General features: G+C 58.8%; 25 protein-coding genes. 14 read left to right on the forward strand and 11 right to left on the reverse strand.

Features of this window, described 5'->3' with window-relative positions:
* Nucleotides 1-15: 15 nt before the first annotated feature.
* Entirely contained in the window at nucleotides 16-1,902 is a 1,887-nt protein-coding gene (htpG, locus tag ACYU7Z_RS01910; protein ID WP_460566993.1) for a heat shock protein Hsp90 family protein, read from the reverse strand.
* 178 nt (nucleotides 1,903-2,080) lie between these two features.
* Here htpG and ACYU7Z_RS01915 point away from each other — a divergent pair, with 178 nt between their 5' ends.
* Together ACYU7Z_RS01915 and ACYU7Z_RS01920 are read left to right on the forward strand one after the other, a co-directional pair.
* Nucleotides 2,081-2,236 carry a hypothetical protein gene (locus tag ACYU7Z_RS01915; RefSeq protein ID WP_460566994.1) on the forward strand — a complete coding sequence of 52 codons (156 nt, stop codon included), beginning with the start codon at nucleotides 2,081-2,083 and terminating at the stop codon, nucleotides 2,234-2,236.
* Nucleotides 2,237-2,270: 34 nt separating this feature from the next.
* The gene (locus ACYU7Z_RS01920; protein ID WP_460566995.1) at nucleotides 2,271-2,903 is read left to right on the forward strand and encodes a class I SAM-dependent methyltransferase; all 633 of its coding nucleotides are present in this window, start codon (nucleotides 2,271-2,273) and stop codon (nucleotides 2,901-2,903) included.
* On the opposite strand, the gene ACYU7Z_RS01925 is transcribed toward ACYU7Z_RS01920, so the two are convergent.
* The gene (locus ACYU7Z_RS01925; RefSeq protein ID WP_460566996.1) at nucleotides 2,896-3,438 is read right to left on the reverse strand and encodes a GNAT family N-acetyltransferase; all 543 of its coding nucleotides are present in this window, start codon (nucleotides 3,436-3,438) and stop codon (nucleotides 2,896-2,898) included. The genes ACYU7Z_RS01920 and ACYU7Z_RS01925 overlap by 8 nt on opposite strands.
* A gap of 53 nt (nucleotides 3,439-3,491) precedes the next feature.
* Between ACYU7Z_RS01925 and ACYU7Z_RS01930 the strand changes: the two genes are divergently transcribed.
* The 5 genes from ACYU7Z_RS01930 (at nucleotide 3,492) to ACYU7Z_RS01950 (ending at nucleotide 7,722) form a co-directional block, all read left to right on the forward strand.
* A complete protein-coding gene (locus ACYU7Z_RS01930) occupies nucleotides 3,492-4,583 on the forward strand; it encodes a lipase family protein (RefSeq protein WP_460566997.1) in 1,092 nt (363 codons plus the stop codon).
* Nucleotides 4,584-4,686: 103 nt separating this feature from the next.
* Nucleotides 4,687-5,226, forward strand: a complete 540-nt coding sequence (locus ACYU7Z_RS01935; protein WP_460566998.1) for a hypothetical protein — start codon at nucleotides 4,687-4,689, stop codon at nucleotides 5,224-5,226.
* Nucleotides 5,227-5,784: 558 nt separating this feature from the next.
* Nucleotides 5,785-6,870, forward strand: coding sequence for a hypothetical protein (locus ACYU7Z_RS01940; protein ID WP_460566999.1), 1,086 nt, complete (start codon nucleotides 5,785-5,787; stop codon nucleotides 6,868-6,870).
* A 106-nt stretch (nucleotides 6,871-6,976) separates the two neighbouring features.
* Nucleotides 6,977-7,102 carry a hypothetical protein gene (locus ACYU7Z_RS01945; protein WP_460567000.1) on the forward strand — a complete coding sequence of 42 codons (126 nt, stop codon included), beginning with the start codon at nucleotides 6,977-6,979 and terminating at the stop codon, nucleotides 7,100-7,102.
* Between the two features lie 47 nt (nucleotides 7,103-7,149).
* Nucleotides 7,150-7,722 (forward strand): hypothetical protein, encoded by a 573-nt coding sequence (locus tag ACYU7Z_RS01950; RefSeq protein WP_460567001.1) that lies wholly within the window; start codon nucleotides 7,150-7,152, stop codon nucleotides 7,720-7,722.
* Nucleotides 7,723-7,815: 93 nt separating this feature from the next.
* Here ACYU7Z_RS01950 and ACYU7Z_RS01955 read toward each other — a convergent pair whose 3' ends face one another.
* The 4 genes from ACYU7Z_RS01955 to ACYU7Z_RS01970 all read right to left on the reverse strand — a co-directional run bounded on the left by ACYU7Z_RS01955 (nucleotide 7,816) and on the right by ACYU7Z_RS01970 (nucleotide 12,359).
* Complete coding sequence (locus tag ACYU7Z_RS01955) at nucleotides 7,816-8,394, reverse strand: phage tail protein (protein ID WP_460567002.1); 579 nt, start codon at nucleotides 8,392-8,394, stop codon at nucleotides 7,816-7,818.
* 42 nt (nucleotides 8,395-8,436) lie between these two features.
* Complete coding sequence (locus ACYU7Z_RS01960) at nucleotides 8,437-9,015, reverse strand: phage tail protein (protein ID WP_460567003.1); 579 nt, start codon at nucleotides 9,013-9,015, stop codon at nucleotides 8,437-8,439.
* A 22-nt stretch (nucleotides 9,016-9,037) separates the two neighbouring features.
* Nucleotides 9,038-9,994 (reverse strand): methionyl-tRNA formyltransferase, encoded by a 957-nt coding sequence (locus ACYU7Z_RS01965; RefSeq protein ID WP_460567004.1) that lies wholly within the window; start codon nucleotides 9,992-9,994, stop codon nucleotides 9,038-9,040.
* 97 nt (nucleotides 9,995-10,091) lie between these two features.
* Nucleotides 10,092-12,359, reverse strand: a complete 2,268-nt coding sequence (locus tag ACYU7Z_RS01970; protein WP_460567005.1) for a VWA domain-containing protein — start codon at nucleotides 12,357-12,359, stop codon at nucleotides 10,092-10,094.
* A gap of 151 nt (nucleotides 12,360-12,510) precedes the next feature.
* Between ACYU7Z_RS01970 and ACYU7Z_RS01975 the strand changes: the two genes are divergently transcribed.
* Nucleotides 12,511-13,077 carry a DUF1543 domain-containing protein gene (locus tag ACYU7Z_RS01975; RefSeq protein WP_460567006.1) on the forward strand — a complete coding sequence of 189 codons (567 nt, stop codon included), beginning with the start codon at nucleotides 12,511-12,513 and terminating at the stop codon, nucleotides 13,075-13,077.
* Between the two features lie 49 nt (nucleotides 13,078-13,126).
* Here ACYU7Z_RS01975 and ACYU7Z_RS01980 read toward each other — a convergent pair whose 3' ends face one another.
* Nucleotides 13,127-13,681, reverse strand: coding sequence for a DUF6515 family protein (locus ACYU7Z_RS01980; RefSeq protein WP_460567007.1), 555 nt, complete (start codon nucleotides 13,679-13,681; stop codon nucleotides 13,127-13,129).
* Between the two features lie 202 nt (nucleotides 13,682-13,883).
* On the opposite strand from ACYU7Z_RS01980, the gene ACYU7Z_RS01985 reads away from it, so the two are divergent.
* Nucleotides 13,884-14,924, forward strand: coding sequence for a sensor histidine kinase (locus ACYU7Z_RS01985; RefSeq protein ID WP_460567008.1), 1,041 nt, complete (start codon nucleotides 13,884-13,886; stop codon nucleotides 14,922-14,924).
* The gene (locus tag ACYU7Z_RS01990) at nucleotides 14,917-15,609 is read left to right on the forward strand and encodes a LytR/AlgR family response regulator transcription factor (protein ID WP_460567009.1); all 693 of its coding nucleotides are present in this window, start codon (nucleotides 14,917-14,919) and stop codon (nucleotides 15,607-15,609) included. The genes ACYU7Z_RS01985 and ACYU7Z_RS01990 overlap by 8 nt, the downstream gene beginning before the upstream one ends.
* Before the next feature lie 54 nt (nucleotides 15,610-15,663).
* Here ACYU7Z_RS01990 and ACYU7Z_RS01995 read toward each other — a convergent pair whose 3' ends face one another.
* A complete protein-coding gene (locus ACYU7Z_RS01995; RefSeq protein ID WP_460567010.1) occupies nucleotides 15,664-16,572 on the reverse strand; it encodes a PepSY-like domain-containing protein in 909 nt (302 codons plus the stop codon).
* Between the two features lie 241 nt (nucleotides 16,573-16,813).
* Between ACYU7Z_RS01995 and ACYU7Z_RS02000 the strand changes: the two genes are divergently transcribed.
* The gene (locus ACYU7Z_RS02000) at nucleotides 16,814-17,950 is read left to right on the forward strand and encodes a cytochrome-c peroxidase (protein WP_460567011.1); all 1,137 of its coding nucleotides are present in this window, start codon (nucleotides 16,814-16,816) and stop codon (nucleotides 17,948-17,950) included.
* A 33-nt stretch (nucleotides 17,951-17,983) separates the two neighbouring features.
* Complete coding sequence (locus tag ACYU7Z_RS02005; protein WP_460567012.1) at nucleotides 17,984-18,325, forward strand: hypothetical protein; 342 nt, start codon at nucleotides 17,984-17,986, stop codon at nucleotides 18,323-18,325.
* A gap of 74 nt (nucleotides 18,326-18,399) precedes the next feature.
* Here ACYU7Z_RS02005 and ACYU7Z_RS02010 read toward each other — a convergent pair whose 3' ends face one another.
* The 3 genes from ACYU7Z_RS02010 to ACYU7Z_RS02020 all read right to left on the reverse strand — a co-directional run bounded on the left by ACYU7Z_RS02010 (nucleotide 18,400) and on the right by ACYU7Z_RS02020 (nucleotide 21,588).
* Nucleotides 18,400-18,900, reverse strand: coding sequence for a VOC family protein (locus ACYU7Z_RS02010; protein WP_460567013.1), 501 nt, complete (start codon nucleotides 18,898-18,900; stop codon nucleotides 18,400-18,402).
* A gap of 78 nt (nucleotides 18,901-18,978) precedes the next feature.
* A complete protein-coding gene (locus ACYU7Z_RS02015; RefSeq protein ID WP_460567014.1) occupies nucleotides 18,979-20,466 on the reverse strand; it encodes a potassium/proton antiporter in 1,488 nt (495 codons plus the stop codon).
* Between the two features lie 675 nt (nucleotides 20,467-21,141).
* On the reverse strand, nucleotides 21,142-21,588 hold the full coding sequence (locus ACYU7Z_RS02020; protein WP_460567015.1) for a response regulator: 447 nt from the start codon (nucleotides 21,586-21,588) through the stop codon (nucleotides 21,142-21,144).
* On the opposite strand from ACYU7Z_RS02020, the gene ACYU7Z_RS02025 reads away from it, so the two are divergent.
* Nucleotides 21,587-21,796, forward strand: coding sequence for a hypothetical protein (locus tag ACYU7Z_RS02025; protein WP_460567016.1), 210 nt, complete (start codon nucleotides 21,587-21,589; stop codon nucleotides 21,794-21,796). The two genes, ACYU7Z_RS02020 and ACYU7Z_RS02025, sit on opposite strands and share 2 nt — an antisense overlap.
* Nucleotides 21,797-22,323: 527 nt before the next feature.
* A complete protein-coding gene (locus tag ACYU7Z_RS02030) occupies nucleotides 22,324-22,968 on the forward strand; it encodes a hypothetical protein (protein WP_460567017.1) in 645 nt (214 codons plus the stop codon).
* The last annotated feature ends 65 nt before the right edge of the window (nucleotides 22,969-23,033 follow it).

Here is a 23,033-nt window from a genome sequence, read left to right on the forward strand (position 1 = left end):
TCGGTAATGCGTAGATCAGATCAGCTGAACGCTCCGCTCCACGAAGGCCGTGAGGTCGGCGCCTTTGAGCATGCCCTGCGAGAGCAGCGCGAGGTCGTAGGCCTGGCGGGCCAGCTTGCCGCCCTCGTCGGAGCCCGCTTCAAGAATACGGGCAATGAGCGGGTGGTTGGCATTCACGGCCACCTTGTAGGTGTCGGGAAGCGAGCCGTAGAACTGCATGCCGCCGCCGCCCATACGGGCCATTTCTTTCATGCGGCGCATCCATTCTTCCATCGTGATGGTAACCGGCAGCTCGCTGTCGCCGAGGGCTTCCACCTCCACGTGCATGGCTGTGTTACCGATCGCTTTTTCAAAGAGCTCCTTCACCTGCTTCGATTCGTCTTCGCTGAGCGTGTGCGACTTCGACTCGTCTTTTACAATCAGGCGGTCGAGGATGTCGGCATCGACGCGCTTGAAGGAGGTTTTTTCGAGCTTCATCTCGAGGTGCTGCATGAAGTGGCTGTCGAGCGGCGAATTCATCAGCAGCACATCGTAGTCGCGCTTGCGTGCCGCCTGGATGTAGGCATCCTGGCGCTCGGCATCGTTGGTGTAGAGATACACGAGGCGGCCTTCCTTGTCGGTCTGGAAGTCTTTCACCTTGGCCACGTATTCTTCGAGCGTATAGTGCTCGTTCTGCGTATTGGTCAGGAGCAGGAAGTCTTTTGCTTTCTCGTAGAATTTCTCATCCGAAAGGGCGCCGTATTTCACGAATACCGCGATGTCGCTCCACTTTTCCTCGAAGCCCTTGCGGTCTTTGCGGAACAGCTCGAGCAGCTTGTCGGCCACTTTCTTGGTGATATGGGCGTTGATCTTTTTTACGTTCGAGTCGGCCTGGAGGAAGGAGCGGCTGACGTTGAGCGGAATATCGGGCGAGTCGATCACGCCGTGGAGCAGCATCAGGAACTCGGGCACGATGTCCTTCACTTCGTCGGTGATGAACACCTGGCGGCTGAACAACTTGATTTTGTTGCGCTGCAGCTCGAAGTCGTTCTTGATCTTGGGGAAGTAGAGCACACCCGTCAGGTTGAAGGGGTAATCGACGTTGAGGTGGATCCAGAACAGCGGGTCGTCGGAGAGGGGATAGAGCTGGCGGTAGAAGTCGAGGTAGTCCTCGTCCTTGAGTTCGCTCGGTGACTTCGTCCAGATCGGGTTGGTATTGTTGATGATGTTGGGAACCTCCACCGATTTGTACTTCGGCTCGCCGTTTTCGTCGGTGCCGTCTTCCTCGGAGCTGCTGCGTGTGCCGAACTGGATGGGCACGGGCATGAACTTGGCGTATTTGTCGAGGATCTCCTGGATCCGCGACTCTTCGAGAAACTCCTGCGACTCCTCGTTGATGTAAAGGATCACGTCGGTGCCGCGCTCGGTGCGGGAACCTTCCGTGAGCTCAAACTCCGTGGAGCCGTCGCAAACCCAGCGGGCGGGCTCGGCGCCTTCCTGGTAACTGAGGGTCTGTATCTCCACTTTATCGGCTACCATGAAGGCGGAGTAGAAGCCTAGGCCGAAGCGGCCAATGATCTCGTTGGCATCGCGGGCTTCCTGGAATTTTTCCATGAACTCGGTGGCGCCGGAGAATGCGATCTGGTTGATGTATTTTTTTACCTCTTCCGCCGTCATGCCGATGCCCCGGTCGGAGATCGTGAGGGTGCGGGCTTCCTTGTTGACCGACACCTGGATGCTGGTGTCGCCGAGCTCGCTGCCGTACTTGCCCAACGCTGCCAGGCGGCGCACCTTCTGGGTCGCGTCCACGGCGTTGCTCACGAGCTCGCGGAGGAAGATCTCGTTGTCGGAGTAGAGGAATTTCTTGATAATGGGAAAGATGTTCTCGGTATGAATCGAGATGCTGCCTTTTTCTTGGATCATAGCAATAGCGGTTTGTTCGTGTGCCCCCCTGCACAAGGCTCATTCCAAAGAGGCTGCGCTTGCCACATTGACAGAAGCGGGCGGCTCTGCCGTTCATCAAGAAACTTTGCGGTCCGGGAGCCTGACAAGAGTTCCGGAGGCATATCGGTCGTACCTTGCGGCACAATCGCGCCAACCTATGCGAAAGAACGACCCAAATGAAGATTTCGATCCGGGCCTGCGGCAACGCAACCCGGTGCTTACGCTGTTCCTGATTCTCATCGGCTTATTCCTGCTGGGCGTCCTCCTCGTGGTGTTCCGCCCGGGCATCCTCGATACGATCTTCGGCAAGTGACCTGTCGCCTCGCTTCCCCCTGTAACTTGTAGCTATGAATTCCCTGCCGGTAACCATATCGCCCGTAGCGATCGGCGCGGAGAAGCTGTTTCTCCTCGTGCCCGACGCGGGCTGGGTGCAGCAGGATTTCCGGGCCCGCCAGGCTGCTGGCGATCCGTCGGAACTCCCTTACTGGACGCGGATCTGGCCCTCGGCGCGCGCGCTGGCCGCCTGGCTGAGCGAGCACCCGGGCTGGGTGCGCGACCGAACGGTGCTGGAGCTGGGAGCTGGTCTTGGGTTGCCGTCGCTGCTCGCGGCGCGCTGGGCGGCTTCCGTTACCGGGAGCGACTACCTGCCCGACGCGGTTGCCCTCCTGGAACGCAACGCAAAACAACTCGGACTTTCCAACTACAGCGCGCGGATCATCGACTGGAGCGCGCCGCCGCCCGGGCTCCAGGCCGACGTATTGCTGCTCAGCGACGTCAATTACGCGCCGGCGCATTTTCAACATCTATTGGGGGTGGTTCGTGCCTTCCTGGATAGGGGCACAACGATCCTGCTCGCGACGCCGCAGCGGATCATGGGCGTGCCTTTCGTGGAGGCGCTTTCTGATTGGGTTCTGGAAACCGATGTAACGGAGGCCCACGGTACGGCCATCAGCCGCTACCGGCTTGGGTCAGCTAGGTGAGCTCGAGCCGCGCACGCCATTCGTCCTCGAGAATGCTCATTTCGAGAAGACTCCAATAATGATCTCCATAGCGGAGGATATCGCGCTGCACACCCTCGCGTACAAAACCGCATTTTTCATAGCAGCGGATCGCGCCGTGGTTGAAATCGTAAACGCCAAGGCTGATGCGGTGCAGCTTCAGCTCGTCGAACCCGATGCGGAGCAGGGCCTTGATCATGGCCGTGCAAAGACCGCGGCCCTTTTGCTGGCTATCGCCCACAAGCACGCGGCTGATCCGGGCCGAGCGGTTCTTGCGGCTGATGCCACCGAGCGACACATGCCCTACGGTCTTGTGGCTTTGCGTATCGACGACCTTGTAAACAAGCGCATCGGATTTGGCGAGGTCGTTGGTGTCCTGGATATACCAGGCAAGGCTATCCTGCGTGAGGGGAAACCGGAACAGCGACCCCGACCAGTTGGTAAGGAGGTGCTCGTCGTGCACCCAGTTGATAAGCTGGTCGAAATCGTCGGCGGTAAAATATTCCAATCGGATCATAGTAGTTGGGCGATGGCGCGGTGCTAAATTAGGCGCGTTAACTTCAATCCCTGATGAAAAATACCCTGCCGCTTCTTTTCCTCGCGCTGCTGCTGCAGCTTGGCGCCGCCGCGCAGCTCCAGCCCGGCTTCGATGCTGCTGAATACCGCGACGTACTCGCCCTCAATTTCGGTAAATACGACAGCCTGCAGAAAGCCGCGGGCCTGGCGCAGCGCTACCGCAAAACCTATACGTCGCCGGTTACCGGGCTTGACAATCGCTGGAGTCTTTATGAGCGCAGCGATGGCGCCGTAGCCGTGATCACGGTACGTGGTACCGTGGCCACGACAAAGAGCTGGCTTGCGAATCTATATGCCGTGATGCAGCCCGCGCAGGGTCACGTACAGGTGACCGACAGCGTAGGGGCGGATTACCGGCTCGCCGAAAGCGCGGGAGCCGCGGTGCATACCGGCTGGCTTATCGCGCTGATCTCAATGAGCGCCGACATCGAGCGGCATATCCAGGCGCTTTATGCCCGCGGCACCAAGTCGATCATCATCAGCGGCCACAGCCAGGGCGGCGCCATCGCCTACCTGCTTCGCTCATACCTATACTACCGCACGCAGTCAGGTGCACTGCCTGCGGGCATCAGTTACAAAACCTACTGCAGCGCCGCACCGAAGCCGGGCAACCTGGTGTACGCGTACGATTACGAATTCATCAACCGCGGGGGCTGGGCCTTCAACGTGGTGAACGCGGCCGACTGGGTACCCGAAACCCCCGTTACGGTGCAGCAGGTCGGCGACCTCAACCCGCTCAATCCCTTGTCGGATCTGAAAGCCAGCCTGCGTACGAAGAAGCTCCCGGTACGCGTGTATGCCGCGGTCGTGTACGACAAGATCACGCGCAAGAGCCGGAAGGCCGCCGCGAAATATGAAAAATACCTGGGGCGCAAAGTCGGCCGGGCCGTGCGCAAAAGCCTGCCCGCGCTGCAACTGCCCGGCACGGTGCCCGTGCTCAATTACATGCGGGCGGGTACCGCCGTTATACTACAGCCCGACAGCGCCTACTATGCGCGCTTCCCCAACAATTCGCCTTACGGGGTCTGGACGCACCATCTCTTTGAAGCGTACCTCTACCTGCTCCAGAAGGATTACCTGCATTGAATTCATGGGTCATGGCGCTCCGCGTAGGGATGGAGGGGTGTTGGCTGCGTCCCGTATTTCTGGCAGCCCCTTTGCCCTACAGGGTGGAACAAACTGTAGCGTCATGAAGCGGATAGGAATCGGAGTGCTGGTACTGGCCCTTTGGATGGGCGGCGCGAACGCACAGCAACACGGAAAGATAACGCCAGCGAAAGGAGCCCGGAAAACGGCGCTTCCGGCCCGTTCGGCCGGCGTATTGCAAAATACCTCGTCGAATGCGGCCTTCGGACCGGCGACGCCCCGGCGGTTTACGATCGCCGACCCCTTTGTTACGCTCTATAACGGGCGTGCTGCCGGCGAGCTGCCCTTGAGCGAACCGGAGCGGGCCATACCGAACATACCCAAGCTGCGCTATGGCGTAGCCCATGGCCTCCTGCTTTTTTACAATACCACGGCAACGACATCCGGAGGTATAACGGGAAGCGGTACCGTCGGTACGGGTAGTGTAACGGGTAATGTGGGCACCAGCGGCGTGGCCCAGGGTGTCAACGGGAAAAACCCGTACTCCGGTCCCGGGATATATGGAAACCGGGTACGGTACAGTGGGCAGCCCGTCAACCTGCCGCCGCAAAGCGAAAAGAAAAATAAGGATCAGAATCCCTGATAGTTGCCGCCGGGGCCGTCTTTGGTATAGGAGGCAGAATAGTGAACAGGAGCGGGGTGAAGTGCCGGGGCACCGGAGATCACTCTGGTCATGGCAGGCTCCGGCATACGGCTGGAGTGAACGACTTTGAGCGAAGAGGTGCGTATTGTCACGGCTTCAGGTGTTGGTTGGTCGGAACGCTTTCTCATACCCTGAATCTTACAAAAAGTATTCCGCAAAGCTCCGCTATTCAGACCGCGGCCGTTTCCCGTTTAAAAAAGGCGGAAAATTCCCTGGCGCGCGATCCTGCTTCGTTTCCTGCATTGCAATAAAACTTTGTAAAGCCGCGATTGTGGATTTATTGCCCTAAAATATTCGCATGGCCGCAAACGAAGGCGGGGCCTGGGTTTGCCCGGTTTTTTCGTCGCCGTTTTTAGTGTATATGGTACACATTCTACGGCAGGAGGCTTGTTGTAGAACTACGGTAAGGCCGAATTTTTTTCCGTGGCAGAGCCGTGAACGGCACTGTACTTGTTTTACTTGTGCGTCATTGATTTCATTCAAAAAAAACACTGATCTATGAAAAAAACAATTCTTGCCCTGGTGACTCTCCTGGGTACCGGTGCAATGGGTTGGGCGCAGAATACCACAACCACTGGCACATCTGGCAGCACGACCACGAACAGCAACACGACGACGACAAAGTCGAACATGGACACAAGCATTAATGGGAACGCTCCCACTACCGACAACATCAGCACGGGTAGTTCGGGCACCAACAGCAACAGCGGGTCGATGGTAAACCCGGGTAACAGCAACACCACCGGCACGCTGCAAAGCAGCACTACCGCCGGTGTGGACTACAACACACAGCAAAACCCGCAGAACCCGCAGAATACGCAGGGAACCCTGCAAAGCAACAGCAACTACGCCGCCTATGGTACGGCCACCGTTGTTCCGGGCAATCTTAACAGCAGCTTCCAGCGCGACTATCCCACGGCCTTCAGCCCCACCTGGCAGCAGTCGGGCGACTGGTACCGCGCCTCGTTCAACAACATGAACCGCAACATGATGGTGTACTATGCACCTAATGGCAACAGCTACTCGGTGGCCCTGCCCGTCCTGAACGGCTACATCCCCGAGGAAGTAATTACCAAGGCCCTCAGCACCTACGGCAACAACCTGTACTCGATCAGCCGCGTCAAGGCAGCTAACGGACAGGATGCGTTCCAGATCAACACTATCGATGGCGGTATCGCCCGCACCGAGTTTATCGGTGAGGATGGCAGCTCCTTCGCCGCGATCGACGTGTTCCGCCACGATGAGGACAACATGGCCAATGGCGAGATGCAGAACAGCTCCAGCAATGCGGCCATCTCGGATTCGACCACAACGACAACCCGCAGCGACAGCAGCGACATGAACATGGTAACGCCCAACCCCTCGACGAGCACTCAAACGACCACCGACACGAGTACGCAAACGAGTACCAGCGTGGAAGGCACCATGAACACGGATAACAGCAGCATGAATGCTACCAAGGAGCAGGATCCCAAGTTTAAGCATAAGGTAAAGACAGAGGACGGGCGCAAGCTGAAGATCAAGACCAAGAAAGGTGATACCAAAGTGAAAGGCGATGCCCTGGATGCCACTGGTGGCCAGTAAAAAAGGCAGGAGTTAGGTCTGAATACAGACAGCAGAAGCGCCGCATCCCGGCGCTTCTGTTTTTTTGTGGTACAGCGCTTGCAACCGCTTCCCCAAAGTGAACAATATGAAAAACATGCTTCTCGCTGCCGGCCTTATCGGCACCGCTATCGCCGGACTTATTATTGCCATTTCAAAAGACAAAACCGTAGCCCAGTTGCCGGCCGCACGGGGCACGCACGCCATGGGCTGAGCCTGCTGGTCTGTTTCTTGCACCCACAACCGCAAAGAAGGCACTGTATGCATTATCTCTTCGAACGCCGCCTGAACATGCTCGAGATCGCCATCCATGAGCTCTCCGATGAGGCCCTCGCCGACCCGGGACAGCCGGCTACGCTGCTCCAGGACTATCGCCTGGAAATTCCGACCCTGCTCACCGATAAGGCGAAGGAAGGAACCCACAAGAAAGACGTATTGCCCGACGAGGGGCCGGAGGGCTACAAGCTGCGGCACAAGGAAAAAGCTTATTACTATACGTACGAGGCACCTTTTTCCTCGGAGGAGTTTCTCACTGATATCCTGCCGATGCGGAGCTGCGAGGAAGGGCTGAGCGTGAGCACGGAGAAAGTCCGCTACACCGAATACAGCCATACGCCGATCGAAGGCAATACCCGGGAGCTCGTTCGGATGCGGGTCAATGCGGAGAAATCGATGGCTGATATCGAGCTGCTTCTCGACGAGTGGGCCGCCAACTGCGTGGAGTTTAACCAGCTGCTGCTCCCCGTGGCGATACAGGAAAAGATCCAGGCCGAGCGGCTCCTGCGCTTCGAGCGCGAAGAGCGCCGGAGGCTGGGATTGCCTGCCTATGCCTGATTTTGGCTCCGGTTGTCCCAATCGCTAAAACTTTTTGGTTGTAAAAAAAACCGCGTCTTCAGGACGCGGTTTTTTTTATCGGGTAGCAGGTCATCAGGGTCGCTGCGGGTAAACACCCTGCCAGGCAATGATGTAGTTGAGCCCCAGGTAGGGCTGCTGGATGGAGAAGGGCTGGCTGCCGCCGGAGACCCCGGTGCTGCCGCCGATGGACTGGCTGCTCAGCGCGGTGTCGGGTGTGCTGCTGCTGTACATCGGGTACTGCGTGGGGGTCCGCTGGCCGTCGTTGGCGATACCCAGCACCGTCTCCTTGCTGGGTGCGGTGGCTCCGGCGTCGCCTGCGGCGGCCATGATCTGTGCGGTGCCGGCGAGTGTGTGGTTGTGCACCGGCAGGTTGCCGGCCGTGAGCGTGCTGTTTTCGGTGCCGCCTACCTGTCCGAGCTGGCAGGGCGAGAGACCCGGGCCGGGCTGGCCGTTGTTGGCATGCACCGGCACGCGGCCGCGCAGGTCGGGGAGCTGGAAATTAGTGGTGCCGTTGCCGCCGTATGTGGTACCGAGCAGCGAGAAAAGAGCGGTGTATTGCGAGATCGGCAGTAGCGATCCGTCGCAAAAGAACCAGCCGTTAGGGGCGAAGTTGCCGCCGAATAATTTGATTTCTGCGAGTATAGGTTCCATGTGTTTTGATTTGGGGAAATGAGAATGGGGAGTGTTGTTTACTTACGGACGGGAGGGGTATACACCTTGCCAGGCAATGATGTAGTTGAGCCCCAGGTAGGGCTGCTGGATGGAGAAGGGCTGGCTGCCGCCGGAGACCCCGGTGCTGCCGCCGATGGACTGGCTGCTCAGCGCGGTGTCGGGTGTGCTGCTGCTGTACATCGGGTACTGCGTGGGGGTCCGCTGGCCGTCGTTGGCGATACCCAGCACCGTCTCCTTGCTGGGCGCGGTGGCTCCGGCGTCACCTGCAGCAGCCATGATCTGTGCGGTGCCGGCGAGTGTGTGGTTGTGCACCGGCAGGTTGCCGGCCGTAAGCGTGCTGTTTTCGGTGCCACCCACCTGTCCGAGCTGGCAGGGCGAGAGACCCGGGCCGGGCTGGCCGTTGTTGGCATGCACCGGCACGCGGCCGCGCAGATCGGGGAGATTGAACGTCGTCGTTCCGTCGCCACCGTAGGTCGTGCCGAGCAGCGAGAAAAGTGCGCTGTTTTGCGAGATGGAGAGCGTCCGTCCATCGCAGAAATACCAGCCCTGCGGCGCGAAGTTGCCCGCAAACAGTTTGATTTCGGCTAAGATTGGTTCCATGTTTTTTTGTTTTTATGGTGAATTAATAAGAGACGGGTTGGATTGCAGGGGAGCGGCGCGGATCGTTCTCAAACCGGTCGCGGTTGCGGAAGCCGAGGGCTGCGAGCTTGCCGCCCGAAAGCACCGAGTGGGGCAGCTTCACGACATTGATGCGCAGCAGCTGGTCGTCGCAGCAGCAAACGAACAGGCCCTGCCCGGGATCGGCGTGGACGATGGTACCCGGCGGTGCGCTGATGCGGCCATCGGCGGGGCTCACTTCCAGAAGTTGCAGCGGCTGTCCTTTGAACCAGGTCCAGGCGCCGGTGGCGATCGGGTTGCAGGCGTTAACGAGGTGCTCGATAGAAGCGGCGGGCTGTGTCAGCCAGTCGATCAGCAGGTCTTTCTCGCGGGGCTTGCGCTGGAAGCTTCGCTGGCGCAGATCCTGCGGGCGTAAGAGCGGCTCCTTGCCGGCCCTGTGCTCATCGAGCAGCCGCCGTAGTAACGGCACCGCCGCTTGCTCGAGACGCGCGCTGTACAGGCCGTACGTTTCGCCGGGATACAGCGTGACCTCCTGCTGCGCCGCGATCGGTCCGTCGTCGAAGCAGGAGGTCAGCTGGTGAATGCTGATGCCGCCCGCGCTGTCGCCGGCCCGCAATTGCCAGAACAGGGGCAGGGGCCCGGCGTATTTGGGAAGCAGGCTGAAGTGCACATTATAGATGCGGTGATTGTTGCCGGCCAATACGTCGGCAGGCACCCGTAGCGGGAAGCCGAAAAGAACAACGACGAGGTCGGGGTCGGCGGCAAGGCGTTCGCGAATGGCGGTAAAAAGAAGGGAAGGCTCCAGTGCAAAAAGCGGGAGGCCGGCAGCAGCAGCGGAGAGCGTCAGCTCGGCATAATCGTCGGAGAGGGGCGTCGGAGTGAAGACGGCGTCAAAATGATCGCGAAGCGAATGAAGTGCCGGTATCGATACACGGCTGTTCGTGAGAAGTAGTACAGGCATCCTTGTGGTTTTGCCTGCGCAGATTCATGTTTTGGCATCGGTAAGGTAACACAATTTTTGAGATTACCAAATGAAACGCATAACCGAAAATATTCCCTCAGTCGCCCATCTTCTTTTTATAAGCGACGTTCGACAGCGCCCTGGCGTAGGCGGAAAACTTGTCGAGCAGTGCACGAATGTCACTGTCATCAAGGGCCGGGTAGAGCGCCCGGATCTTCGCCTGTCCTTCGTCGAGGGACAGCTTTGCCTCCGCCAGCTGCTGCTTTTCAAATGCGGCCGACATCCGCCGCAGGCAGTCGTTGGCGAACGCTACCGTGTACATTTTCCGCTGCTCGCTGCTTTGAGCCGTTGCCACGCCGGGCTCGCTTTCAAATGAGAATGCCAGCAGCTCGGTACGCTGTGCGCGCTTGCCCGTCTGGACGTCGGTGTAGCTGAGGGTCACTGTCGCGAGGTAGGTTCCCTTTCCGGCTCCTTTACGTACAAAAGAGGCCAGGGCGGGAAGCTCCTGCCCGGGGAAAAGGTCGGGGAGTTCGGCATCGAAACCGCCATCGGTCAACCGCACGTTGCGGAAGCTGAATGTTTGGCGGCACTGCAGCTGCGGGTCGCAGCGCACTTCGATCCGCAGGTCGCGGTACATCGGAAGGCCGGCCGTCAGGAGCTTTTCGGAAAAAAGGCGCTCGAGCTCGCTGCCCTCATGCGCCTGCTGCAGCAGGTCGGCGCCGCGCGTCACGAGACGGCGCAGGAGCTCGTAATTGTAGTCGTTGCCCACAGCAATGGCCGTACAGAAGATCTTGTCTTTCCAGGGTGCCTGCGCCGCCAGCAGCGTATCGACAGGATTGCTGTCGTAGCCGTCGCTCAGGAGCACGAGCGTGTTGGCAGCGCCGGCGCGGAAGAAGCGCATTGCCTGGTTGTAACCGGTCTCCAGCGCCTTCTTCATATCGGTGCCACCCGAGGGCTCGATGCCCTGCACGAGGTCGATGATCCGCTGCCGGTCCTTACCCACGGGTTGCGCGGGCAGCAGCAACCGAGCATTGTCGTTGAAGAGCGTGATCGATACGATGTCGTTCTCGCGAAGCAGCGCAAGCAGGGCGATGAGTCCGCGCTTCAGGCTTTCGATCCGCTCGTAGCCTGCCATCGATCCGCTGATATCAAGCACAAAGGCCATGTTCACAGCGGGGCGCCCGGCGAAGCCGCCGGCGCGGGCGGCGGTGCCGATCTCGAGTACCGCTTCGGGACGGATGTCGCTGCTGCGCAGCAGCAGGGCAGGGCCGGTGGCCGGCGTCGGGTAGGGAATCCGGTGGTAGTAGGGGAAGTCGGTCAGCAGCAATTCGCCCGGCCTGGGCACGAAGCGCTCCGGGTGCTCGAGCGCTGGGTTGGGCACGTAGCTGAGGTCCAGCGATCCCGTCGCGATGTTGCGTGCGTCTTCAAGGTTGACGACATCCACGTCGCGCTCATACGGGAAGTGCACGAGGTACTTGTGGCCGAAGGGCAGTATAAATACGGCATCGCCCTTCGCGTCGGTACGAGTCTGGTACACATTGCGGGAGCGGATCTCGTCGAGAAAGATGCGGCCATTGGCCCAGGGCTGTCCGGCACGGCGAACATGGATGCGGTACAGCGCGCGCGAATGCTTCTGCGCCAGCGGCTCGCGGATGTCCTGGCTGATGGTATCATTGCGCCGCGTTTCGTGCATGTCGTACTGGTCGTAGACAACGGTCTGGCTAAGCGTATAGCCTTCGAGCCCGTCCTGTATGATAAAGCCGGCATTCAGCTGCTCCTCGATGTCGATGTCGTAGGCGATTTTTCCGGGCAGGTGAAAAAAGGCCGTGCCGGAAGCGTCTGTAATTGCCGTGTAGCGCTTTCTGGCAGCGAGGCTAACGAGGCTTACGCGCTTCCCCGTGAGCCGTTCTCCGGCGCTGCTTTCTACGCGTATCTCGATCCGGTTATGGCCCGCGGCCACGTCGGCAGGCGCTACCTGTCCCTGTACAGCCACGTCGGTAAGGCCGCTCCGGTCAAAGCTTTGGCGCCGTGTGCGCTCCTGCAGTGCCGGGTTGTAGGTGATGAAGAGGCTGGTGCTTCCTTTCTCGTTGGCCCGCACCAGTACCGGGTCGCTGCCTTGTGCCATACCGTTGACCGATACTTCGTATTCACCCGCCGCATCGATCAGGAACCGGGCTACACCCCGGCGATCGGAACGTTCCTTCAGTGGCTGGTTGCCGGAAAGTTCGAGCAGCTGCACGTCGGCGCCTGGGAGAGGCTGCTGGCGATCGTCGACCACGGTTACTTCGACTTCCATATGCGTCTGCGCCTGCAGGCTGCCTGCCAGCAACAGGAGCAACAGGAAAGGTACCATGCGTTGAATCATGCGGGCAAAGTAGGCCGGTCCGCTGCCTCGGGACAATACCTAATTATGCTGAGAATTGTTAGCGTTTCGTGAATCCGCGGACACCTTGGCGGTTAAAAGGACTCGATGAAAAAATAGCGACGGGCTGCGGCCCGTCCTCTAGCTTTGCGCTATGCCGCAACTGTTCATGATCCTGATCGGCTGTCGCCCCGAGGGCCGCAACACCGAGCAGCACGATGTTTTCTTTACCATTGCCGAAAGCCTGGCCGATGCGCGTCCTTCCATTCGCGCCTTCTGGCCCGACGGCGGCACCCTGCACATCGATGCCTGGCGTTCGGTGACGCAAGTTGGCGCGTACCGCGTATCGGTGCTTCCCCGCGCCGAAGCCGTCAACCTCACGCCCCAGCCCGACCGGCTATACTTCGTCAACCTCGGTGGCTATAAGCCGGGTGAGTTCGAGGAATTTCATTACAAGATGTTGGTTGCCGCCGACAGCAGGAGCGGCGCCGTCGCAGCGGCCAAAGCCACGGCCTTCTTCCGGCATACAGGCTTCGCCGGGGCCACCTCGCATATCGACGACAAGTACGGTATTGACGTGGATGACCTGGCAGTAATCGAAGATATCCTTCCCGTAGAACTACGGGGCCGCTACACCGTCCGCCTCGAGCGGCAGGCTGGCCCCGAAGACGAATTGCAGCTTGGCTACCTGAAGTGGAGCGCCATCGCGGCCAAGCAATAAAAAGCCCCGCTGTAGGGGCGGGGCTCCAGGGTCGTTTTGGTAGCGGTCATCAGCTTCCGGCCTGTCCCACCTTTTCGTAATACACTTCTCCCTTGCTGTCGATGACGGCGCGGTAGTAGCTGTCGTCCTTGCGGTAGTAGGTTTTCCCATCGATTAGGATCTTCTCGTAGCTGCTTTCTTTTTTGCCGGCAACGTCGGCTGCCTCTTCCTGTGGCGCCGGCTGGCTCACCACCTGGTAGCCGCGGTCGACGGGCACGTAATAGACGTCGTCGTAATAATAGTAGCGTCGGCCACTGACGATCACAACTTGGCAGCCGGGCGGAACAGACGGAATGATGAGGCCCATCGGGGGCGCTACGATGATATAGCCGCCCCGGTCGTAGGGACGATAATAACGGCCGCCGTAATAATGATAGCGCGAGCCACCCAGGACGACCTCAATAGCGCCGTGCGGCAGTGTGGCATAGATGCTCACCTGCGGACCGCGGCGGCGGTAGGGCTCTTCGTAGCGGTCGCGCCCGCGATCGGGTCCGTGATGCGATTGCGCCTGCGTAGCAGCAGTAACCAGCAGGAGCGTGGACAGTAACCAGTGATGTCTTTTCATACGTTCGGTTTGTAAACAGGCAGCGAAGCTAGCAGTGGCGCTGCCCGCCGTGGGTTAAACTTGGTTAATGAATTTTACTCATACGATAGCCGTGGCGAGCGTGTTACTGCATTATCGGTTAAGCGCCGGGATGTGCCGGTGAATGGGCGTTTCCTCGTAAGATGGAGCCTCGGAGAAATCGGAAAAGAGCAATCTTTGCAGGATGCCCGCATTGCTGAAGCGCATCATCGGCAACATCGTTGTTTGCCTGGCTATTTACCTGCTGCCGTTCGTGCTTACGTACGGGCGAATGGACGGGGAGACCCTGTTCCCGCAAAACGGCGGGGTCATACACGCGCTGTCGACGCTGCTGCTTTTCGGTTACGCCTACCTCAATCACTATGTGCTGGTGCCCCGGTATTTCCTGCAGCGCAAATACCTGCTCTATGCGCTGGCAGTAGCGGCCGGCCTCCTGCTGGTACTCTGGTTTCCGCAGCTGTTCCGGCATTTCGAAGCGCACGAGGAGCCACCTTTCCTGCGGCACGAAGGCCATCATGGCCCGCACGGTCCGCACGGCCCTCCGGGTGTGTCGCCACTTACCTACAATATCATCCTGTTCGTTGTATGCACGTTTGCGTCCATCAGCATCCGGCAGCAGCGCCGTCTGCTCGAGGTACAGCGCGAAAAGCTGCAGACCGAGCTCTCGTTCCTCAAAGCCCAGATCAACCCGCACTTCCTCTTCAATACCCTCAACAGCATTTATGCGCTGGCCATTACGAAGTCGGACGATACAGCACGCGCCATCACGGAGCTGTCGGACCTGATGCGGTATATCCTCAGGGATTCAACGGGCGATACCGTACCGCTCGAGAAAGAGCTTTCCTACATCGGTAACTACGTGGCCATCCAGCGAAGGCGCCTCGGAAATACGGTGCGCATCGACTATGAAGCGCCGGAACGTTTTGGCAACAGGCAGGTCGCACCACTGATCCTGATGTCGTTTGTTGAAAATGCGTTCAAGCATGGGATCAACCCCGGCGAGGCATCGGAGATCCGCATCCGCATTACCATCGACGACAACCGGCTTCACCTTTATGTAATCAACAACAAGGTGACGCGGGTATACCACGAGGAAGGGATGGGGATCGGGCTCGCCAATGCCCATGAGCGGCTCCGTCATTATTACCCGGCACGGCATGTGCTCAAAATAGAAGACGCCCCGAAAACGTTTACCGTAGATCTAACGCTCGACCTGAATGATTAAAGCAATCGCCCTCGACGACGAACCGCCTGCACTCGAAGTGCTGGCTTCCTTCTGTGCCCAGACCGGCTTTATTGAACTGGAGAAGACCTTCACGCGCCCCGATGAAGCCGCCCGGTACCTGTCGGCCTTTCCCGTCGACCTGCTGTTTCTCGACATCAACATGCCTTCGGTATCGGGTCTTGATTTCAAGCGCAGTATCGATCCGAATACGCTCGTGATCTTTACGACCGCGTACAGCGATTATGCGCTCGAAGGCTTCAATCTCAACGCGGTGGATTACCTGCTGAAGCCCTTTACCCCTGAGCGTTTCCGGCAGGCAGCCGACAAGGCAAGAAGCTGGCTGTCGCTGCGCCTGCAAAGCCCGGAAGTGCACCCGGGTTTTATCAGCATACGCGTCGACTATGCGCTGGTGAAGGTGCCGCTTGCCGATATCCTTTTCATCGAGGGGCTCGACGATTACCTGAAGATCCACCTGGAGGGCCGCCGGCCGCTCCTGTCGCGGATGACGATGAAAGCCATGATCGAAAAGCTGCCTGCTGCCGGCTTTATCCGTGTGCACCGGTCGTATATCGTGCCGCTGGCGCGGGTGGCGTCGGTGCGCAACAAGTCGCTGCTCATCGGCGATACCGAGATCCCCATTGGCGCGAGCTACGAGGCTCGTTTCTTCGAAGTCTTCGGCCGCTGAAAAAAAGCCGGCCCCTCCGATGGAAGGGCCGGCGTACGACAAAGAACGATTTAGTTAATGAATCGTGCGGGCGCGGAGGAAGTTGCCGGCGGCATCAAAGACAACCGCGTATTTGCTGTTGTTGGCATCGATGATAACAACATACTCGCGAACGCCGCTGCTGTCGCTTACGGAGAACGCTTTTTCAAACACGTAGCCCGGGTAGGTTTGCCCCAGATACGACGCGGCGGTGCCCGGCAGGGCCGACAGGGCCACAGCGCTGTGCTGCCCGTTGCGGGCCGGAAGCGGAATGCGGTTGACAAAGACACCCGTCGCATCGAAAACGGTAGCGAAGAGTCCGTTGTTTTGCGAGAGCACAACGATGCTGCTGTCGTGCGCGCGGAAGGCCCGCAGCAATGTGTCGCCCGGGTAGTTCGCGCTGAGGTAGGCCGTGATGCCTCCCGGAAGCGCGCTTAGTGCAATCGAGTCGCGACCGAGGCCATCACGGTGCTCAAAGCGGCCACCATGGTGCCAGCCCGCGCCCTGCAGGTCGCCGGGCTCGCGCTGCTCCAGCACGCGCACAAAAGCGCCCGATGCGTTGAACAGGAGACCGACCGGGTTATTGTTGTAGTATACCACGACAACATATCCGCCCAGGCTTCCTGCTGTACTGGTCAGCGAAAAAGCTTTGGAAAAAACAGCGCCGCTGTAGGTCGCCGCGAGGTAGGTGCTGATGTCTGCGGGAAGTGCCGACTGCGAAATGCTGTCCCGGCGCTCGCCCCGCCGGCAGGACTGGAGCAGGTACACGCTGTCGGTGCTGGTTCCCGTAGTTATACGGGTCGTTGCCGCCACGGCGATAAAGGCACTGCCGGTGTCATCGGCGGCTGATGTAACCGTGTCGGCATTGTTCTTCTGGCAGGAAACGAATAGGAGCGTGCTGGCAACTGCAGCCAGGGCCCCGAAGAGGCGGTTCGATGTTTTCATTTGCAACGTGATTTTGAGTTTTTAAAATCGGCACAGGTAGCAGTGCGGCCGTATGTGTTTCCTGAACGCTTTCGGGACGGCCGCATTGCGGAGGCCCGCGGTTAATCGGTAAAAGACGCAATTGTGCCGGGGAAGCCGATTACCGGCGCTTTGTGCCGATTTACCGCTAACCAGCAACCCGGAATATACTTTCCGGTTTTTTCCTCGTCTATATCCCCCGACAACCGAACCGTGCTGATTTATGAAAAAGCTTTTCCTGTTTTCCTCCCTTGTTGCCTTAGTGACGCTGCTTGTATGCTGCTCGAAAAACAGCACGCCGGCCGTGCGCTTTGAGGCGCTTCCGCTTGCCGCTCCGGCTCCTGCCAACAACCCGCAGTCGCCCGCAAAGATTGCCCTGGGCCGCCTGCTCTTCTGGGATCCCGTGCTCTCGGCCAACGGCGATGTTGCCTGCGCCACCTGCCACCACCCGGCACTAGGGTACGCCGACGGTCTCGACCTTTCCATTGGCGTCGGCGGGGAGGGGCAGGGCGCCAATCGTCATTTTCCTGTCGCAAACGGCTTCCCCTTTGCAAAACGCAATGCCCTGACCATTCTCAATACCGCCTTTAACGGGCTCACCGAAGAAGGCGCCTCCGACCCGGCGCTGGCAGTGATGTTCTTCGACAACCGTGTCCGCAGCCTTGAGGCCCAGAGCCTCGAGCCGATCCGGAGCCTCGAGGAAATGCGCGGCAGCCAGGTTGCCGAGGCGGTTGCGCTCGATTCGGCACTGGCGCGTGTGCAACGCATTCCCGAGTATGCAACCCGCTTCCGCGATGTGTTCGGGAGCCAGCAAGTCAGTGCGCAAACGCTATCGCAAGCACTGGCCGCATTCGAGCGGACCCTGCTGGCCAACCATTCGCCGTACGATGACTATATCCGTGGAAATACGGGAGCGCTGAGCGCGGCCCAGCTCGCGGGTATGGATGCGTTTGCACGCAGCGGATGCGCCAACTGCCACAGCGGCCCGATGTTTTCCGATTATGCGTTGCACGTGCTCTCGGTGCCCGACAACCCGAAGCACGGTACCGACGCCGGTGCCGGTGGAGGTTATGCCTTCCGAACCGCAAGCCTGCGTAACCTGGCACTGACAGCCCCTTATATGCACAGCGGCGTTTTCCCGAACCTTGCTTCGGTATTGGATTTCTACGAGGAGGTTGGCGACCGCCGTTCGCAGAATGCACATGTAAGTGCCGGCTCCCTCGACGGGAAACTGAGACGGCTTTCCGGGCGCGACAAAGCAGCGATCATCGACTTTCTCGCTGCGCTCAATGATAATTCCTTTGATCACAGTATCCCGGCCTCTGTGCCCAGTGGTCTGCGCCCCGGCGGCCACCTGTAAACCCCGTTTATTTCAAACCATAAAATAAAGAACATGAAAAAGACCATCGCCTTCTCGCTCCTCCTCGCCGTTGCTTTTGCTTCCTGCAAAAAGTCGGGCAACGCGGCCGTAACACTTTCCGCCGATGCCACACAGGTGTCTGTAGGCCAGGAAGTGACCGTAACCGTCAACAACGGCAACGCCAGCCGCTGGACCGTAACGCCTGCAGCTACGGCCACGCAGGTAAGCAGCAGCGCTACCCAAAGCAAGTTCAGCTTCTCTGCCGACGGAACGTACAGCATTGGCGTGCGCACCGGCGACAGCACGGGTCGTCATAGCTGCCAGAATAACATCGACTCGGCTTCCGTGAAAATCGTGGTTGGATCCGGTAGCTGATCCTGTTTGCCGGCAACCCCGGTACCAGAGAGACAGCAGGCGGCCCGGGAGGGTCGCCTTTTTCATTGCTGGAATTAATGTTCGGCTGTGCCCAGCTCGGCAAGCAGGTTCTGCAGGTCGAGTGGCTCGGTAATCATGCGCAGGTTACCCTCGACTGTCAGCGGCCACTGTTCCTTGGGTCGATCCCAATACAGCTCCACGCCGTTGCCATCGGGGTCGCTGAGGTATAAGGCTTCCGACACGCCGTGATCGCTTGCGCCGTTGAGCGGGTAGCCCGCCTGCAGCAGGTGCCGGAGTATGGCGGCGAGGTCTTTCCGCTCCGGGTAAAGAATTGCTGTATGGTAAAGTCCCGGCGCATTGCCGGGTGCGGGGGCGGCGCCTTTGCTGTGCCAGGTGTTCAGGCCGATGTGGTGATGATAGCCGCCGGCCGAAAGAAAAGCCGCCTGGCTTCCGTAAAGCTGCGTTACCTCGAAGCCAAGCAGGTCGCGGTAAAAATGCAGCGAGCGCTCCAGGTCGGAAACTTTCAGGTGCACATGCCCGATACGGGTTTGAGCGGGAACTTTATAGGGATCCATAGCGCTTTGATTGAGCCGCGGCGAATCGAAACCGCCTCCTGAATATACCATCTTTTCATCCGCTCCGATGCAGCTGAGTCAGGCTTCATCGGCTGCCTGCGGCGGAAGGACGCTCAGTGACCGATCCAGCTTCGCCACTGCGGCGGCATCTTCCGCGAGCACGTACAGCACATCGTTGGCAAGCAGGCGCGTAGCCCCATTCGGTGCGATGTACCAGCCATTCCGCTTCACGGCCAGGATGTTGAGTGCGGCCGGAACCTCCAGCTCCACGATCCGCTTGCCGGCGGCGGGAGCGCCTTCCGAAAGCCGCAGCTGCCGAAGCTCCGTTTTGATATTGTCGTGGTGCTCGAAGTCGCGAATGCGCTCCGGGTCGGGGTTGTTGGGCACCGACACCCGAAGCAGGCGCGCCATCAGCGGCAGCAGCGTGCCCTGGAGCAATACCGATGTTACCGAGATAAAGAAGACGAGGTTGAAGATCAGGTTGGCCTTGGCAACGCCCGCCAGCAGGGGATAGGTGGCAAACACGATGGGCACGCTGCCGCGCAAGCCCACCCAGGATAAAAAGAGCTTGCTGCGGGTATCGACCTTCGCCCAGGAAAGCGCGGCGAAAACGCCAAGCGGGCGAGCCACGAAAATGAGAAAGGCCGAGATGATCAATCCCGTGCCGATCAGCGGGAATATCCGCGAGGGAAACACCTGCAGCCCGAGCGTGAGAAAGAGTATGATCTGCATCAGCCAGGCCTGGCCGTCGTAAAACCGCGACAGGCTACGGCGGCGCAGCATCGGGCTGTTGCCGAGGATGATGGCGCAGAGGTAAATGGCGAGAAAGCCATTGCCGCCAAGCAGGTGCGTGAAGGAGTACGTGAACAGCGCGAGTGCCAGTGTCAGCACCGGGTACAGGCCCGCCGTTTCAAGGGCAATATGATTGATGATCCATACCGATGCGCGGCCCATAAGGAATCCCAGGATGCCGCCCAGCAGGAATTCGCGACCGAAGGAGAGTAGGAGATGGCCGGCGCTGCTGTTGCCGCCCGCAACGATGGCGGTGAACGTAATCGTGAGGAAGTAGGCCATCGGGTCGTTGCTTCCGCTTTCGAGCTCGAGCATCGGGCGTAGCGGGCCTTTGAGACCGATGCCGCGTCCGCGAAGGATGGAAAATACGGCGGCCGCATCGGTAGCCGAAACGATGGAGCCAAGCAGCATGCCCTCGGGCCAGGTAAAGTGAAAGAGGTAATGAAGAAAGGCGCCGACCGACAGGGCCGTAAGCAATACGCCGATCGTCGACAGCGAAATGCCTTTTGCCAGCACCGGACGGATACTTTCCCAGTGCGTGTCGAGCCCGCCGGAAAAGAGGATGAAATTGAGTGCTACAATGCCGATGAACTGCGCCAGCGACGGGCTGTCGAAGTGAATGCCACCAATGCCCTCGGAGCCGGCGAGGATGCCGAGCAGCAGGAAAAAAAGAAGTGTAGGCACGCCCAGCCGCTTGATGGTCTTGCCGGCGATGACACTGATTAGTAACAGGATTGAGCCGATCAGCAGGATATTACCGGGTTGAAGAAACATACGCGTTGGATTTGCCTACACGGGTGAAAAAATGAGATGAATGCGGTTCGTTATTTCGTGGCTTCGCGCTTGCGGTCGCGGGCGTTGACGAACACGAGGAGGCCGATGATGAGCGCGAGAATGCCCAGCACGACCAGGGCAGTGAGTACTACAGCCATGTGTCAGGTTTTAAGGTGCGCAAAATGATTTTCGGACGTATCGTTTTGCTACCCTACGGGAAATCGTGGCTGGGGTGCAGGTGCCGGAGGTAGGCACGTGCGGCTTCATCGCTTTGTGTGGCACAACAAGTAGCACCTGCGTAAACAGGAGCGAGGTTACTGCCGCCCGATGTCAGTAAGGGAACAGAAGGTCCCTGGGGCTTTGCAGAATTGTCGTGGCTGAAAAAGTGGATGGGGATAAGCTCCGCTTCCTGCTGCGGTAGCCGGATTCCCGCGCGCTTCCAATGTGCGCCACTCCGGGCCGGCTCCGCTGCTGCGCGCGCCGGAAGGGGCCAGCTCGCTGCGATTGCGAGCAACCCGCCAAGGAGCAGCAGTAACCATTTGGGAGCCTTGCGCATGGGTGCAAAGATAGCCCCTGGCGTTTACCCCGTCGGCTTCGTCGAACGCAGGTTGAACGCTTTAACGAATCCATGTATTTCAGGGCTGCCTGGCCGTTCCTGATCCCGTATCAAATCAATCAGGGAAAGGGAATGTACCGGCCATCGACACAGTGCTGGTCGGTGATGCCCTGGCGGTCGTTCCAGTTTAACCGGAGGATGTCGGCCATCGATTTCTGGATCTCGCCAAAAGTAGTTGGCTTCACGAAGAAGAGGTCGGCGCCCATCTCGTAGGCGGTCTGGATATTCACGGCACGGGCGCTGGCGGAGCAGATGACCACGGCAATAGTACAGGCCTGCGGATGTGCCCGTATTTCAACAAGGCACTGGAGGCCGTTCTTGTGGGGCATGTCGAGGTCCAGGAAAATAAGGTCCGGGACTACTGTTTCCAGCAGCTTCATAAGCTCCGCGCCATCGCGGACTATGCGGCAGGATATATTGGGGGCGATGCTTTCGAGCACCTCGCAGAGGGCCTCGCTGTCATCGCAATCATCGTCGGCAATCAAAACGGAATTAATTTTCATCATGGAGGCGGAATTTGTTTCTCCATCCTCCGATACTATTCAAAAATGGCAAGCAACAAACACCTTCTATCGAAACCTGGGTGGCTGTTGGGTGAGTTTGTTAGCGCATCAGCAGGTTATAGAAGCCCATCAGGCGGGGCAGCGTTACGGAAAGCCGGGAGGCGATAAAGTAATAAACCTGTTGGGAGAGGGAAGCGGAACAATCGTTTGAAGAGCACGGAGCGGTCGGGTCCGGGAATCCGGCAGAGAAAAGATACATATATACAGCAGGTGGCTAAAACCAGGCCAAGCGGCAAGGCTTCTGTACTTCGCAGCTCATTTGCCTTCTGGACGCACCGATCTCCGCAGTAAACAAATCCCCGTCCATTGTTCCCACTCCGGACTTATCCCCTAATCGGGTCATTACACCTCAGGAAAGGTGCTTGTCAATGATGCTGCAAGCCAGGCTGCAGCAGCGCGCGGCAATTCCGGCTAAATCCCGCGCTGTTGAAGAAAAGAAACCCGGCTGCTCAAACCCTTTCCTGCTGCCGGTTTGAGCGGTTCATCGAAATGAAGCGGGCAATCATATCCGGTTATCCTGGGTATGGTTGAGTTGTGGCACGGTATTGCATAGTATATAGTGATCATTCTACTCACCCGGTACTTACCGTCAGCACTTTGTAATCGTTCCGACTCCCGACCGCCTACAGTTTCAATTCTTACAGCTGCTCGCTCTAATCTGCCCCAATCAATTTTCAGATGAAAAAGTTTCTCTTCGCAGCAAGTATGCTCCTGTTCGGCTACACCGGTTTCAGCCAGGCCACGGAAGGATCGGTTAAAGTCGCCCGCGACCTGAAGCCCGCTGCCGTTATTGAATTGCCTTACCCGGAAGATATTGTAACCGCCGCGCTGACCGATTACCTGTCCAAAAAAGGCCGCTCCCGCACCGACGATATCAAGGGCTTTATCACGTTCCGCAACACGCAGAGCACGACTGAGGTAAACGGCAATGCGGACCTGCACCTGAAGATCGATCGCAAGAGCCGCCAGGAAAAAGGACGCACGCTTGTATCCCTGTTGCTCACCGCACCCACGCCGGGCGACACGTCCGCCGGAGGCCAACACTACATGAATATGGAGGAAGCGAAGGCTTTCCTCAACGGTCTGGTAGCCAGTATCGATGCGTATTCGCTCGAGGATAGCATTCGCGACCAGAATGCTTTGGTCATCAAAGCCGAGTCCCGCTACAAAAGCCTCAGCCAGGATGGAGCTTCACTCGAGCAAAAACGGCTCAACGTTGAAAAGGACATCCGCGAAAACAAGGCGGCTATCGAAAACCAGGACCGCGAAGTAACGCTTCAGAAACAAAAGCTGGCTGACCTGGTACGCCAGCGGAAAATGTAATACTCCTAAATCCAACCACGCTCCCCTGGGCGTGGTTCCCGTCTCCCCGGACTTCTAATCTAGAT

The sequence above is a fragment of the Flaviaestuariibacter terrae genome (assembly GCF_054777635.1).

What these genes read in the sequence shown, in the direction of transcription:
- htpG (WP_460566993.1), bottom strand. Translation starts at nt 1,902, where the DNA reads ATGATCCAAGAAAAAGGCAGCATCTCGATTCATACCGAGAACATCTTT.
- ACYU7Z_RS01915 (WP_460566994.1), top strand. Translation starts at nt 2,081, where the DNA reads ATGCGAAAGAACGACCCAAATGAAGATTTCGATCCGGGCCTGCGGCAA.
- ACYU7Z_RS01920 (WP_460566995.1), top strand. Translation starts at nt 2,271, where the DNA reads ATGAATTCCCTGCCGGTAACCATATCGCCCGTAGCGATCGGCGCGGAG.
- ACYU7Z_RS01925 (WP_460566996.1), bottom strand. Translation starts at nt 3,438, where the DNA reads ATGATCCGATTGGAATATTTTACCGCCGACGATTTCGACCAGCTTATC.
- ACYU7Z_RS01930 (WP_460566997.1), top strand. Translation starts at nt 3,492, where the DNA reads ATGAAAAATACCCTGCCGCTTCTTTTCCTCGCGCTGCTGCTGCAGCTT.
- ACYU7Z_RS01935 (WP_460566998.1), top strand. Translation starts at nt 4,687, where the DNA reads ATGAAGCGGATAGGAATCGGAGTGCTGGTACTGGCCCTTTGGATGGGC.
- ACYU7Z_RS01940 (WP_460566999.1), top strand. Translation starts at nt 5,785, where the DNA reads ATGAAAAAAACAATTCTTGCCCTGGTGACTCTCCTGGGTACCGGTGCA.
- ACYU7Z_RS01945 (WP_460567000.1), top strand. Translation starts at nt 6,977, where the DNA reads ATGAAAAACATGCTTCTCGCTGCCGGCCTTATCGGCACCGCTATCGCC.
- ACYU7Z_RS01950 (WP_460567001.1), top strand. Translation starts at nt 7,150, where the DNA reads ATGCATTATCTCTTCGAACGCCGCCTGAACATGCTCGAGATCGCCATC.
- ACYU7Z_RS01955 (WP_460567002.1), bottom strand. Translation starts at nt 8,394, where the DNA reads ATGGAACCTATACTCGCAGAAATCAAATTATTCGGCGGCAACTTCGCC.
- ACYU7Z_RS01960 (WP_460567003.1), bottom strand. Translation starts at nt 9,015, where the DNA reads ATGGAACCAATCTTAGCCGAAATCAAACTGTTTGCGGGCAACTTCGCG.
- ACYU7Z_RS01965 (WP_460567004.1), bottom strand. Translation starts at nt 9,994, where the DNA reads ATGCCTGTACTACTTCTCACGAACAGCCGTGTATCGATACCGGCACTT.
- ACYU7Z_RS01970 (WP_460567005.1), bottom strand. Translation starts at nt 12,359, where the DNA reads ATGATTCAACGCATGGTACCTTTCCTGTTGCTCCTGTTGCTGGCAGGC.
- ACYU7Z_RS01975 (WP_460567006.1), top strand. Translation starts at nt 12,511, where the DNA reads ATGCCGCAACTGTTCATGATCCTGATCGGCTGTCGCCCCGAGGGCCGC.
- ACYU7Z_RS01980 (WP_460567007.1), bottom strand. Translation starts at nt 13,681, where the DNA reads ATGAAAAGACATCACTGGTTACTGTCCACGCTCCTGCTGGTTACTGCT.
- ACYU7Z_RS01985 (WP_460567008.1), top strand. Translation starts at nt 13,884, where the DNA reads ATGCCCGCATTGCTGAAGCGCATCATCGGCAACATCGTTGTTTGCCTG.
- ACYU7Z_RS01990 (WP_460567009.1), top strand. Translation starts at nt 14,917, where the DNA reads ATGATTAAAGCAATCGCCCTCGACGACGAACCGCCTGCACTCGAAGTG.
- ACYU7Z_RS01995 (WP_460567010.1), bottom strand. Translation starts at nt 16,572, where the DNA reads ATGAAAACATCGAACCGCCTCTTCGGGGCCCTGGCTGCAGTTGCCAGC.
- ACYU7Z_RS02000 (WP_460567011.1), top strand. Translation starts at nt 16,814, where the DNA reads ATGAAAAAGCTTTTCCTGTTTTCCTCCCTTGTTGCCTTAGTGACGCTG.
- ACYU7Z_RS02005 (WP_460567012.1), top strand. Translation starts at nt 17,984, where the DNA reads ATGAAAAAGACCATCGCCTTCTCGCTCCTCCTCGCCGTTGCTTTTGCT.
- ACYU7Z_RS02010 (WP_460567013.1), bottom strand. Translation starts at nt 18,900, where the DNA reads ATGGATCCCTATAAAGTTCCCGCTCAAACCCGTATCGGGCATGTGCAC.
- ACYU7Z_RS02015 (WP_460567014.1), bottom strand. Translation starts at nt 20,466, where the DNA reads ATGTTTCTTCAACCCGGTAATATCCTGCTGATCGGCTCAATCCTGTTA.
- ACYU7Z_RS02025 (WP_460567016.1), top strand. Translation starts at nt 21,587, where the DNA reads ATGGAGGCGGAATTTGTTTCTCCATCCTCCGATACTATTCAAAAATGG.
- ACYU7Z_RS02020 (WP_460567015.1), bottom strand. Translation starts at nt 21,588, where the DNA reads ATGATGAAAATTAATTCCGTTTTGATTGCCGACGATGATTGCGATGAC.
- ACYU7Z_RS02030 (WP_460567017.1), top strand. Translation starts at nt 22,324, where the DNA reads ATGAAAAAGTTTCTCTTCGCAGCAAGTATGCTCCTGTTCGGCTACACC.